The sequence below is a fragment of the Virgibacillus sp. JSM 102003 genome (assembly GCF_041949995.1).
Classification (GTDB): Bacteria; Bacillota; Bacilli; order Bacillales; family Amphibacillaceae; genus Lentibacillus.
In genome coordinates this window covers 36,538-49,971 of sequence record NZ_JBHFQH010000001.1, presented here as the reverse complement: position 1 = coordinate 49,971, position 13,434 = coordinate 36,538, and the positions used below count along the sequence as shown (strand labels likewise).

Below are 13,434 nucleotides of genomic sequence, written 5' to 3'. Positions count from 1 at the left end.
CTCCGACGTACAGGACATACTAGTGCCGGTGACGCCACAGGACGTGACGTTCTCAACGGGCAGCGCCTAGTGGACTTCCTTCCCTGTGTCTACGATAAGTCAACATCGAATCGCTTACGCTTTTGTTCTTTTGAAATAATATTCAATATTAATTTACAAATATACGGAAATAGGTTACTTTTATGTGGGAATGTATTATAATAGCCCTAGTTTCATAGATGTATGTATAATGTGATCCATTTTTGGCATATCTTCTAATAGTAGATACTTTATTAGAGGGGACATGCCAGATGAAACATGTGATATGGGATACAATAAAAGTTTTTGTGATCTTCATAGCTTGTACGTTTCTATTTTACGTTGGATTAAGAGTAATGCATGACGAGTATGAACAAAATCACCGGTACGATCCGCCTGAGGGGGATTCTGTTAAAGTTTTTAATCTTAATGAAGATTTCATTGATCGGTTAAACTTATTTTTTCGATTAGGGGAGTAATGACTATGCTCAAGTCTGGTTTTGAAGATTTCGTTCACTATTTGCAGGTGGAAAGAGGGTTATCTGACAATACGTTAAAATCGTATAAAAGAGACTTGAAGCAATATATTCTATATATTGAAAAAGTACTTCAAAAAACACAATGGGACGACATTGGACGTACAGATATTATAGGTTTTTTATATAAGCTAAAAGATGATGGTAAGTCGGCTGCAACTATTGCACGTACAATTGCATCTATTCGTTCACTTCACCAATTTTTAATTCGGGAACAGCTGGTGATTCAAGATCCAAGCATACATATTGAAACACCGAAAAAAGAGAGAAAGCTTCCTGATGTATTATCAACACAGGATGTAGAAGCATTATTAAGGATACAAGGAAGCTCATCATTAAAGATTAGGAATAAAGCAATGCTGGAATTGTTATATGCGACAGGGTTGCGGGTAACAGAACTGATATCATTAAAAGTTAGTGATCTTCATTTAACAATGGGGTTTGTCCGGTGTCTTGGAAAAGGGTCAAAAGAAAGAATAGTTCCTCTTGGTGAAATTGCAAAAGACGCTGTGAATGACTATTTACAGCACGCAAGAGGGAGTCTGACTAAACGCAAAAATGATGATAATACTCTTTTTGTTAATCAACATGGTAGACCGCTATCACGCCAGGGCTTTTGGAAAATTTTAAAAGGTGTCGCGCTAGAAGCTGGTATAAAGAAGAAAATTACACCACATACACTGCGTCACTCATTTGCCACGCATTTACTGGAAAACGGAGCAGATTTACGAGCTGTACAGGAGATGCTGGGGCATGAGGATATATCAACAACTCAAGTCTATACTCATGTTACAAAAGCTAGATTAAAAGATATTTATCAGTCATATCATCCACGTGCATAATTTTTTGTCTATAGTTGTCAGACATCCTACAACAAGTTGAAGGCAACATATTATACGAGAAAGTAGGAAACATAGTTACAGGAGGTAATTATCATGCAAAATTTTAAACGAGTATTTTTAATTGTCATGGATTCTGTGGGTATTGGCGAAGCCCCTGATGCAAAAGAATTTAATGATATAGGTGCAGATACACTAGGGCATATTGCTGAACATATGGATGGCCTCAAGATGCCTAACATGGCGAATTTAGGTCTCAGTAATATTCGGGAAATTAAAGGGATCGAAAAAAATGCATCTTCTCGCGCGTATTACACCAAAATGCAAGAGGCTTCTAATGGAAAGGACACAATGACTGGACATTGGGAGATTATGGGGTTAAACATCCAGCAGCCATTCCGGACATTTCCAGATGGTTTTCCACCAGAATTGATTGCTGACCTAGAGGAAAAAACCGGACGAAAGGTAATAGGGAATAAGCCCGCCTCTGGTACTGCCATCCTGGATGAGTTAGGATCTGAGCACATGAGTACAGGGGCATTGATTGTATATACATCAGCAGATTCAGTTCTGCAAATCGCAGCTCATGAGGAAATCATTCCTATTGAAGAACAATATGAAATTTGTGAAATTGCCCGAGAATTGACATTAGATGAAAAGTATATGGTCGGTCGTGTTATTGCACGTCCTTTTGTCGGCGAACCTGGTGCTTTCCAGCGAACGTCAAATCGCCATGATTATGCATTAAAGCCGTTTGGGCGTACCGTAATGAACGAATTAAAAGATGCAAATTATGATGTAATTGCCTTAGGGAAAATCTCTGATATATATGATGGAGAAGGGGTTACAGAAGCAATTCGAACAGCTGATAATGAAGATGGAATGACTAAACTGGTTGATTCAATGGCAAAAGATTTTAATGGTATTAGTTTCTTGAATTTAGTTGATTTTGATGCCAAATATGGTCATCGTCGTGATCCAGAAGGGTATGGAAAAGCGTTGGAGGTATATGACGCAAGATTACCTGAGGTATTAAATCAGCTTAAGGAAGACGATCTGTTAATTATTACTGCAGATCATGGAAATGATCCTATACACCATGGAACTGACCATACAAGGGAATTTGTACCTTTACTCATCCATCATAAAAATATTGATGAAGGAGAACGTTTACCTATCAGAGAAACGTTTGCTGATATTGGTGCAACAATTGCTGATAACTTTAATATAAAAATGCCTAAGCATGGAAAAAGCTTTTTAAATTATATTAAATAGAAGGGGAGATATTCTATGAACCAAACTGTAATTAATGAAGCTGCAGCATTCATTAAAGAAAAACTAACCGAAACACCTCAAATCGGGCTAATTCTAGGGTCTGGCCTGGGGGTTCTAGCAGACAAAATTGAAAGTCCTATAACATTTTCATACAAGGAGATACCACATTTTCCTGAATCAACAGTATCTGGACATAAAGGTCAACTAGTAGTTGGAATGCTAGAAGGTAAGCAAGTAATCGCAATGCAAGGGCGCTTTCATTATTATGAAGGTTATTCTATGCAACAAGTTACCTTTCCTGTTCGAGTAATGAAGGAACTAGGGATAGATTCGATTATTGTAACGAACGCAGCAGGAGGTATTAATACAGCATATAACCCAGGTGACCTAATGATAATAAACGACCATATTAATAACATGGGAGATAACCCGTTAATTGGTCCAAATAATGACGAATTAGGTGAACGTTTTCCGGATATGTCGCAAGTATATGATAAAACGTATATGCAGCATGCTAAGGATTGTGCAGAAAAACTGAATTTATCTGTTCAGAACGGTGTATATGTGGGTAATACCGGCCCGACCTATGAAACGCCTGCAGAGATTAACATGTTACGGACACTTGGTGGAGATGCTGTTGGAATGTCGACTGTACCGGAAGTTATCGTTGCCGGACATGCGGGATTACGCGTATTAGGTATTTCGTGTATTTCCAATATGGCTGCTGGAATTCTAGATCAGCCATTAACGCATAATGAAGTAATAGAAACAACAGAAAAAGTGCGTGAAGACTTTTTGCAGTTTATTAAGGAGATTGTTCGCACACTACCAAACTAATTATAAAGGTGATTAATATGAGAATGTATGACATCATTGAAAAGAAGCGTGATGGAGAAATACTTACAAATGATGAAATTCAATTTTTTATCGATGGCTATACAAATGGAGAAATTCCGGACTATCAGGTTAGTGCGTTGTTAATGGCAGTATATTTCCAAGATATGACTGCAGAAGAACGGGCTCAATTAACGACAGCAATGGTAAATTCAGGTGATCAAATTGATCTTTCCGCTATTTCGGGTATAAAAGTAGATAAACATTCGACTGGTGGTGTTGGAGATACGACAACGTTAATTTTAGCTCCTTTGGTGGCATCGCTCGGAGTACCAGTAGCTAAAATGAGTGGTCGAGGTTTGGGACATACAGGTGGAACTATTGATAAGCTTGAAGCTGTCCCTGGATTTCATGTAGAAATTACAAGTGAGGAATTTGTTAACCTTGTCAATAAAAATAAGGTCTCAGTCATTGGACAAACAGGCAACCTGACACCAGCTGATAAAAAGCTATATAGTCTGCGTGATGTAACAGCAACGGTTAATTCAATTCCTTTAATTGCAAGCTCCATCATGAGCAAAAAGATTGCTTCTGGCGCAGATGCAATTGTGCTGGACGTAAAAACTGGTGCCGGGGCATTTATGAAAGAATTAGACGAAGCTAAGAACCTTGCCAGTGCTATGGTGTCAATTGGAAACCGTGTTGGCCGAAATACAATGGCAGTAATCTCTGATATGAGTCAACCGTTGGGAAATGCAATTGGAAATGCTTTAGAAGTAAAAGAAGCAATTGATACGCTTCAAGGCAATGGACCGAAAGATTTAACTGAGTTATGCTTAACTCTTGGCAGCCAGATGGTTTTACTAGCTGGTAAAGCTGAATCTCTCGATGATGCGAGAGATCGTTTGATCGAAAATCTTAATAATGGGAAAGCGCTTGAACAATTTAAAACATTTCTTGAGTCTCAGGGCGGCGATTCCAGTGTAGCTGTTCATCCTGAATCTCTGCCACAGGCTACTAATCAGGTTGAACTTCCAGCGAAAACATCTGGTTATGTTTCTGAGATGATTGCCGATGACATTGGAACTGCGGCAATGATGCTTGGTGCAGGAAGAGCAACAAAGGATTCTGAGATTGATCTTGCGGTAGGAATCGTACTTCATAAAAAAATTGGAGATCCTGTAAAAGAGGGTGAATCGTTACTGACGATTCATGCGAATCAAGCGGATGTCAATGATGTACAAGAAAAACTTTATGAAAGTATTACAATCAGAGAGGCGGTAGTCGAACCACAGCCTCTCATATACGATACAATAACAAAGTAATAGGAACTTTTTTTCTAAAAAATTATTGCTTTAATGAAATCACAGCGTAGTTGATATAAAATGCGAATTAGTGAAAATTTTCTTTTGTTCTAATGATGGTTGAGTGCTTACATTCGTTTCGGCAGAATACTTCGCTTTCCATGGGCACGACCTCAGCCTCCTCAGAAGCAAAAAACGCTTCTTATGGGGTCTTCGGAACGTGCTGTTCCCATAGGAGTCTACGTATTCTGCCTACACTGATAGAGATTTCCTAATTATTGAGTAGTTATAGTCCCTTAGAATTAACGTTTCGTTGAGTTATTCTAAGCTGCGAAAAAATGCGAGACTCCTATGGAAACGGAACAGTCTGAAGACCCCGCAACGAGCGCTTTTTGCTCGTGAGGAGGCTGAAGCGTTCCCCATGGAAAGCGAGTATTTTTCCGCAGCGTTGATTAGCACTTATCTTATAAAGAATGCAAGGAAATTACGAAAAAGTTAGTTCGCATTATATATCTATTGCGACAAACTTTTAGCAAACAATTATAGCAAGAGAATAGATAACGTTTGTGTTTAGATGAGGAATATAAATAGTAAAACTAAGAAGAGCATTAAATTTGCAGGAGCAATTTAATGCTTTTTTTTAACCAGTTAAATAAAAAACGAACTGTTATATTCACCATAATGGCTTACACTTTAAAGGATAATGTACTCGTTAGAACTCCTTTAACGGATACCAGGTTTTCTAATATTATTCAAAATGATGTTCCAGCTTTTACTATAATATTCATACCGGAAGTATCAAATTTTTGAAGTATAAATTAGGCAGATATTGGCAAGCCTATAATTATATTGAATGTTGGAGGTAAAGCGATGAAAAAGTTTGTTTTGATGACTAGTATTATATTTTCAATTTTACTAGTAACAACTGGTACCATTTATGGTGAAGAGAACGGTTCGGATAGTGAATTAAACCTTGCTCCTGATGCCAAATCAGCAATTTTAATCGAACGTGATACAGGGAAAATGTTATATGATAAAAATGCTCACGAAAAATTACCACCGGCTAGTATGACAAAAGTTATGACTTTGTTATTAATAATGGAAGCACTCGATACCGGTAAGATTGAAAAAGATGAAATAATTCGTGTCAGTGAACGTGCAGCATCAATGGGAGGCTCCCAGATATTTTTGGAAGCCGGTGAGGAAATGAGTGTAAATGACTTATTAAAAGGTGTTGCAATAGCATCTGGAAACGATGCGAGTGTCGCACTAGCGGAAAGAATATCAGGCAGTGAGGAAGCATTTGTTAAGAAAATGAATGAAAAAGCAAAAAAATTAGGTTTGAAAAATACGCTCTTTCAAAATACAACAGGTTTACCTGCTAAGAATCATTACAGTACCGTGTATGATATGGCAATCATGGCAAAAGAATTATTAAAATACGAAACTATAACAGAGTATACTTCCAAATATGAAGATTACTTAAGAAAAGGCCAAGATAATGAATTCTGGCTAGTAAATACAAATAAATTGGTGAAATTTTATCCTGGAGTTGACGGACTAAAAACAGGCTATACGAATGAAGCAAAATATTGTCTTACAGCTACAGCGGAGAAAAATGATATGCGAGTCATTGCGGTCGTAATGGGAGCTGATACAACAAAAGAAAGAAATGCGACAGTTTCACAAATGTTAGATTATGCGTTTAACCATTTTGAGACAACTAATTTATATCAAAAAGGTCAAACCATCACAACACTGCAGTTATTGAAGGCAGAAGAGAAGGATATTAATGTGGTTGCTTCTGAGTCGATAAGTACCATCCATAAGAAAGGTGAATCTGATGGAAAAATTAAAGCATCAGTGAAATTAAAGACTAATCTTGATTTGCCGATTAAAAAAGGGAGCCAAGTTGGTCAATTGGTAGTGAAAAACAATAATAAAGTAGTATCAAAATCACCATTAATCGTGGATCATGATGTTAATACTGCATCATATTTAACATTATTTAAACGGACAATGCAAAATATGGTGAAATAATAAAAGATTTTTCTGATTTAGTCGAAATGCTTCTTCTTTTGTCATATAGCAGGAATTGACCCTCTTTATAGCGAAAAAATAACTTACAAAGAGAATGTAAGGAGGAAACGTAATGGGTCTATCTACTATGTTTGAAGTTAAACAAGATGTACTGATTGTACGAATGTCGGGCGAATTGGATCATCACGAAGCAGAAGCATTAAGAAATAACTGGAAGGAAATGATGTATACAAACTCCATACAACATGTTGTGTTAAATCTGGAGTCTGTTTCGTTCATGGATAGTTCGGGATTAGGCGTGGTGTTAGGCAGGTATAAAGAAGTATTGCAGGTAGGTGGAGAGATGGTAGTCTGTTCAGTTTCTGCACCGGTAAAACGCCTGTTTGAAATGTCCGGTTTATTTAAAATTGTCCGGTTAGAGGAGAACGAAGAACATGCGTTATTTACGTTGGGGGTGGCTTCATGAATAATGAAATGTATGTGGAATTTTCAAGTGTCAGTGAAAACGAATCGTTCGCGAGAGTAGCCGTTGGATCATTTGTTGCGCAGTTAGATCCAACGATGGATGAATTAACGGAAATCAAAACAGTTGTTTCTGAAGCAGTGACAAATGCCATTATCCATGGGTATAACAATGAACCAGACCATCTTGTGTCGATATCCTGCATTCTTCAGGATGGTGAAGTGAATTTAACAATTAAAGATGATGGTATTGGGATTGGGGACGTGGATGAGGCAAGACTGCCACTATATACATCAAAACCCGAGTTAGAAAGATCTGGAATGGGTTTTACGATCATCGAAAACTTTATGGATTCTGTAGAAGTTAAATCAACCCCTGAACAGGGGACAACCGTCCATATGACAAAACAATTAACTTTCAGTAATACGGTTTGTAAATAGGGATGCCTATGGATGTTAATGTTAAACATCAAAAACGTAAAGAGTCACTCACGGATGAACAGGTGAAAGAACTAATTCATAAAAGTCAACAGGGTGACAAAGATGCACGAGACACCCTTGTTGAGAAAAATATGAGACTAGTATGGTCGGTTGTTCAGCGCTTTATTAATCGAGGGTATGACCCAGATGATTTGTTCCAGATAGGCAGTATTGGATTAATAAAGTCGATAGACAAGTTTGACTTAACTTACGATGTTCGGTTTTCCACGTATGCCGTTCCAATGATAATTGGGGAAATACAGCGATTTATTAGGGACGATGGAAGTGTAAAAGTTAGTCGTTCACTCAAAGAAATTGGAAACAAGATACGAAAGAAACGAGATGAATTAACAAAAGATTTTGGGAGATCACCATCTGTATTGGAAATTGCGGAAGCATTAGATATAACATCGGAAGAAGTTGTTCATGCAGAGGAAGCGGCAAAGTCACCACACTCAATACATGAAACTGTTTTTGAGAATGACGGTGACCCAATAACATTATTAGATCAAATAGCCGATCAGGATACAAAATGGTTTGATAAACTTACATTACAAGAAGCAATACGAGGGTTAAATGAACGTGAACGATTAATTGTGTATTTACGGTATTATAAAGACAAAACACAGTCTGAAGTGGCTGAAAGGCTTGGTATCTCACAGGTGCAGGTCTCAAGGCTCGAGAAGAAAATCCTGCGTGAAATGAAAGTAAATATGAATTAGCAAACTTAGCTGATTGTTGCTTAAAACGTATTTATGCTCAAGGTAAGAATCATCACAAACTTTGTGATGATTCTTTTTTTGGCGGTCTATTTATTGATAATATACTGCGCGCACCTTAGGTAATACTTTAGCATTCTGCGGGCCCCTCGGATGTTGCTATTTCCTGCAGGAATCTCGCGGACTCCAGATTCTGGTTTAAAGGGTCTAAAATATAGTGAGCAAAATTCAGCGAAAGAAATACACGGAGTGGAGGGACAGTGAAAAGGCAACTGAAAAAGTGGAAATTACCAAAAAGGAAGATGCTCATCTACCAAATGGGTGTTTTTATTTTTACCTTCTGATTTAGGAGGTTATGGTTTGTTTGTATTAAACAGGTAAGATTATACAATAATGAAGTATAGCCACTCGAAATGAAGAGCGATAAACAGCAGAAGTGAATCCTCATTCCGCTAAATAGCAGAAAAGGTGCTCTCGGAAGGGTGAGACGGATCCTCGTTCCGCTAATAGCAAAATATCAGCAGAATTTGAGGCAAAAATGACAAATAGCGGAATGAGGATCGGAACCATGCTCCAAATGCGGGTTTTATAACAAATAACGGAACGAGGATCCGCCGAACAATTGAAGAGGATTCGGACCCAAGCTAAAAACAAGTGTTTTTTAGAAAACTTGGCTTATCACCAAGCCTTAGTTGCACTTATGCTGTAAGAAAGTATTTATACTTTCTTACTGCCAAGGAAATAACGGAACGAGGATCGCCAAACATCGAAGCGAATCCTCATCCCGTTGAAAATGGGTTCCTCACCAATTAGGGCGAATTGTATGTTAATTATTATGTGATTTCTAATTTATGCCCCAAAACTAAGGTCGCTAGCTAAACCAATTATTTCTTATGATAATTCAATAACTTTTAGCAAATACTATTTTATATACCACGACGAAGAGGATGAAATCCACATGTCAGAAATAGTATATTTGCGTATGAAAAAAAATGTGGAATTAACATATTTAAAAGAGTTAACACTTAAGGACATTGCATATATTTCAGCTCCCTCTCAGTTAAAAAGGAATTTGGAAAAGACAACTATATATCGAATTACTAAGAAGGATCGGAACATCGTCATAATCGACAGCTTCTTAGTAATTGATCACCTAGGGGATCTCTATGGAAATTTGGAATTTCAACTTGTCGGACCACCTCAAAGCATTATCAGGATTAAGAAACATAAAAAAAATCCAAATATAGTAATCGTGGCTATTGTTTGGTTACTGCTGTTTATTGGTACTGGAATGACTATTATGAACTTTCACTATGATGTCAGCATGCAGGAAGTTCAACAGAAGCTACATTTTTTATTAACCGGCGAGGAGAAAAAATACCCATTGTGGATTCAAATCCCATATTCATTGGGGTTGGGAATAGGAATGCTGTTATTTTTTAATCACTGGTTTACCAAGCGCTTCAATGAAGAGCCAAGTCCACTTGAAGTAGAGATATTTAACTACCAGCAAAATCTTGATCAATATGTCAGTTATTATGAAAATAAGTTAAATGATACAAAACCTTATCATTAATATTCTCGAAGTAGCAATTGGTTTAGCAAGTGGTCTGGCAGTTGGTGGTGGTTTTGTTGCCTTTTTAACAGTACTTGGTATTATTCCTAGATTAATCCAATTGAGTCGAACAGAAAGTATGATTCAAGTGTATATTGCTAGCGTAATAATTGGATCATTGTTTGGAACATATATGTCGTTTGCTGATGTGACTTGGGATCAGCCAGTCGTTATTCTGATACTGTGGGGTTGTTTTCACGGCATCTTCAACGGAATGCTTGCGGCAGCATTAACAGAAGTATTAAACGTCTTTCCTATAATATCTAAACGATTGCGGATAGATGACAAATTATTATGGTTATTAATGGCCATCGTATTTGGCAAAATTGCAGGATCTATTTTCCAATGGACAATATTTGTTCGATAGTTTTTTAAGAGTGGAGTGTATTGGTATGGAACAAGAAAAAACAAAAAGTCCTGTCTCCCCAAAGATTGACAAAACTGAAGCATACATGAAGGACAGAATCGGTATAGGAACATCATTTGACCTGGGTTTTCGTGAAATAATTATTTTAAAAAAGAAGATTCAAATTTATTATTTAACTGGATTGTGTGACACTTCTATAGTTTTGGAAATTATAAAAAAGCTTGTTGATATCAATGATAAGGAAAGTAATCTGAAAAAAGTTCCAGAAATTATAGAAAACCGATTAGTCCATCAGCAGGTTGATAAAAGTAAGACAATGGATGAAGCTGTTGATCAGCTGTTGTCAGGTCTTATCATCATTTTTGTAGATGGTGAAAGGTACGCCTTTATAATTGATGTTCGTAACTACCCTGGGCGTTCACCCAAGGAACCTGATACAGAACAGGTAGTAAGAGGTTCCAGAGATGGTTACACAGAAAATATTATCGAAAATACTGCACTGACCCGTCGAAGAATACGTGATGCAAGATTGCGCTACGAGATGATGAAAGTTGGTGAACGATCCAAAACAGATCTTTGTGTTTGCTACCTGAATGATGTAGCGGATAAAGGACTTATTAAATTGGTGAAAGAAAAAATCAAATCAATCGAAGTAGACGGTATAGCGATGGCTGATAAAACAATTGAGGAGTTTATCGTGTCACGAAAATGGAACCCATATCCATTAGTCAGATATACGGAAAGACCAGATGTTGCCGCAAGTCATTTATTGGAGGGACACGTTTTACTGATTGTTGATACATCTCCAAGTGTGATAATTTTGCCGACAACATTTTTTCATCATGTCCAGCATGCTGAAGAATATCGCCAGGCACCATCTATAGGAACCTTCATTAGATGGATACGACTTTTGGCTATTTTTATTTCTATATTTCTACTTCCCTTTTGGCTATTACTTGTAATGGAACCAACTCTTCTGCCAAAAGAGCTTGCATTTATTGGGCCGGAGCAGGATGGAACAATACCTGTAGTTATACAACTTATTCTTGCTGATCTAGGTTTAGAGTTCCTGCGTATGGCCGCAATCCATACTCCAGCACCTTTATCAACAGCCATGGGGCTGATTGCGGCGGTTTTAATTGGTCAGATTGCTATTGATGTAGGAATGTTTGGTCCTGAAGTGATCCTGTATGTTGCAGTAAGTGCAATCGGCACGTATGTTACTCCGAGTTACGAATTAGGAGTTGCAAATAAACTTTTTCGATTTTTGTTGGTTATTATTACAGGGATATTTGGTGCACTTGGTTTTACAATTGGATTTACGGTTTATATATTATATTTAATTCAATTAAAATCGCTTCGCACACCTTATTTTTGGCCACTGTTTCCGTTTAATCCAAATGCCATGACTCAAATAATTTTGCGTGTTCCTGTTCCTTTAGCGAATGAGCGTCCAAGCATTGTTCATCCACGAAATAATTATCGCCAGCCTATTAATAAGAAAGGTCGCCATTAGGAAATCTCAGGCGTCCTTTCCTCTTTAGTTTTTGGCTTTCATGTGATAAAGTGTTTTTATTATTTAAGGTTGGACGGAGGATATGAATATGATATTAGATAATCATCCATTTGAAGTAAATGGCATTGGTCACTTGGAAATAGGTGGAGTGGATTCAATTGACTTAGCAAATAAATATGGCACTCCACTATATGTTTATGACGTTTCGATTATCCGTGAAAATTGCCGATCTTTTGTAGATACTTTTAAAGACCTAGGAGTAAATGCACAAGTTGCATATGCAAGTAAAGCTTTTTCATCCACAGCGATGCTGCAGGTTATAAAACAAGAGGGGCTTAGCTTGGATGTTGTTTCCCAGGGAGAGTTGTATACAGCACTGCAAGCAGATTTTCCTTCCGATAAAATTCATATGCACGGAAACAATAAAAGTGTTGAAGAACTTTCGATGGCAATTGAACATGATATCGGCTGTATTGTTATTGATAACTTTTTTGAAATAGAGTTACTAAGTAAACTTCTCAAAAAATATAACAAAACTATTGATGTTTTAATACGAGTTACACCAGGTATCGAATCGAAAACACATCAATATATAATGACAGGGAACGAAGATTCGAAGTTTGGTTTCAATTTGCATGATGGACAGGCTGATAAGGCGTTTTATCAGCTTTATAGTCATGAAAATATTCATTTTAAGGGACTTCATTGTCATATTGGGTCTCAAATATTTGAAGCAGATGGATTTAAATTGGCCACTACAATGTTGTTTGAAAAATTAGGTGAATGGAATAAATTGCATGGCTATACTCCAGATGTATTAAATCTTGGTGGAGGATTTGGCATCCGGTATACAGAGGATGATACACCTTTACCCTATTCATTGGTTGTTAAAGAACTAGTGGCTAAAGTTAAAGAACATGCTGTTATGTTTGACATGAAAATACCGGAAATTTGGGTTGAACCAGGGCGTGCTATCGCTGGAAATGCAGGCTTGACATTGTACACGATAGGTTCAAAAAAAGAGATTCCGGGAGTACGCAATTATGTTTCAGTTGATGGTGGAATGACCGATAATCTGCGTCCAGCGCTTTATCAGGCGAAGTACGAGGCTGTATTGGCTAATAAGGCCACACTACCAGTTTCTGATTTAGTATCGGTTGCAGGAAAATGTTGTGAGTCAGGTGATATGCTCATATGGGACCTACCAGTACCAAATGTCGGCAGTAATGATATTTTAGCAGTATTTTCAACGGGGGCCTATGGGTACTCTATGGCAAGTCATTATAATCGATTTCCTAATGCGGCAGTTGTTTTTGTGGAAAATGGTCATGATAAATTAGTAGTTAAAAGAGAAACCTTTGAAGATGTTGTAAAAAACGATTTATCTTACGAATAACAATGGATTTACTTACTTTTAATAGATTGGATA

The 13,434-nt window shown here is 37.3% G+C and carries 13 protein-coding genes; all 13 read left to right on the top strand.

Translation table 11 applies throughout. The annotated features are described in order from the left end of the window. The first annotated feature begins 290 nt into the window (after window positions 1-290). The 13 genes from ACE1TG_RS00270 to lysA all read left to right on the top strand — a co-directional run bounded on the left by ACE1TG_RS00270 (window position 291) and on the right by lysA (window position 13,401). The gene (locus ACE1TG_RS00270) at window positions 291-497 is read left to right on the top strand and encodes a DUF4227 family protein (RefSeq protein ID WP_375050359.1); all 207 of its coding nucleotides are present in this window, start codon (window positions 291-293) and stop codon (window positions 495-497) included. A 5-nt stretch (window positions 498-502) separates the two neighbouring features. Then, entirely contained in the window at window positions 503-1,396 is an 894-nt protein-coding gene (gene xerD, locus ACE1TG_RS00265; RefSeq protein WP_375050358.1) for a site-specific tyrosine recombinase XerD, read from the top strand. 93 nt (window positions 1,397-1,489) lie between these two features. After that, complete coding sequence (gene deoB, locus ACE1TG_RS00260; protein ID WP_375050357.1) at window positions 1,490-2,668, top strand: phosphopentomutase; 1,179 nt, start codon at window positions 1,490-1,492, stop codon at window positions 2,666-2,668. A 15-nt stretch (window positions 2,669-2,683) separates the two neighbouring features. Next, window positions 2,684-3,505 carry a purine-nucleoside phosphorylase gene (locus tag ACE1TG_RS00255; RefSeq protein WP_375050356.1) on the top strand — a complete coding sequence of 274 codons (822 nt, stop codon included), beginning with the start codon at window positions 2,684-2,686 and terminating at the stop codon, window positions 3,503-3,505. Window positions 3,506-3,522: 17 nt separating this feature from the next. Continuing rightward, on the top strand, window positions 3,523-4,827 hold the full coding sequence (locus ACE1TG_RS00250) for a pyrimidine-nucleoside phosphorylase (RefSeq protein ID WP_375050727.1): 1,305 nt from the start codon (window positions 3,523-3,525) through the stop codon (window positions 4,825-4,827). Window positions 4,828-5,676: 849 nt separating this feature from the next. Continuing rightward, on the top strand, window positions 5,677-6,846 hold the full coding sequence (locus ACE1TG_RS00245) for a D-alanyl-D-alanine carboxypeptidase family protein (protein ID WP_375050355.1): 1,170 nt from the start codon (window positions 5,677-5,679) through the stop codon (window positions 6,844-6,846). Window positions 6,847-6,958: 112 nt separating this feature from the next. Continuing rightward, window positions 6,959-7,312 (top strand): anti-sigma F factor antagonist, encoded by a 354-nt coding sequence (spoIIAA, locus tag ACE1TG_RS00240; RefSeq protein ID WP_375050354.1) that lies wholly within the window; start codon window positions 6,959-6,961, stop codon window positions 7,310-7,312. Further along, window positions 7,309-7,749 (top strand): anti-sigma F factor, encoded by a 441-nt coding sequence (spoIIAB, locus tag ACE1TG_RS00235; RefSeq protein WP_375050353.1) that lies wholly within the window; start codon window positions 7,309-7,311, stop codon window positions 7,747-7,749. The genes spoIIAA and spoIIAB overlap by 4 nt, the downstream gene beginning before the upstream one ends. A gap of 8 nt (window positions 7,750-7,757) precedes the next feature. After that, window positions 7,758-8,510: an RNA polymerase sporulation sigma factor SigF gene (gene sigF / locus ACE1TG_RS00230; RefSeq protein WP_375050352.1), complete on the top strand. Its 753-nt coding sequence runs from the start codon at window positions 7,758-7,760 to the stop codon at window positions 8,508-8,510. Window positions 8,511-9,465: 955 nt separating this feature from the next. Then, window positions 9,466-10,083 (top strand): stage V sporulation protein AA, encoded by a 618-nt coding sequence (locus tag ACE1TG_RS00225; protein ID WP_375050351.1) that lies wholly within the window; start codon window positions 9,466-9,468, stop codon window positions 10,081-10,083. Beyond that, window positions 10,061-10,489 (top strand): stage V sporulation protein AB, encoded by a 429-nt coding sequence (locus ACE1TG_RS00220; RefSeq protein WP_375050350.1) that lies wholly within the window; start codon window positions 10,061-10,063, stop codon window positions 10,487-10,489. The genes ACE1TG_RS00225 and ACE1TG_RS00220 overlap by 23 nt, the downstream gene beginning before the upstream one ends. 25 nt (window positions 10,490-10,514) lie before the next feature. Next, window positions 10,515-12,005 (top strand): spore germination protein, encoded by a 1,491-nt coding sequence (locus ACE1TG_RS00215; RefSeq protein ID WP_375050349.1) that lies wholly within the window; start codon window positions 10,515-10,517, stop codon window positions 12,003-12,005. An 88-nt stretch (window positions 12,006-12,093) separates the two neighbouring features. Beyond that, window positions 12,094-13,401 (top strand): diaminopimelate decarboxylase, encoded by a 1,308-nt coding sequence (gene lysA, locus ACE1TG_RS00210; protein ID WP_375050348.1) that lies wholly within the window; start codon window positions 12,094-12,096, stop codon window positions 13,399-13,401. Window positions 13,402-13,434: the final 33 nt, after the last annotated feature.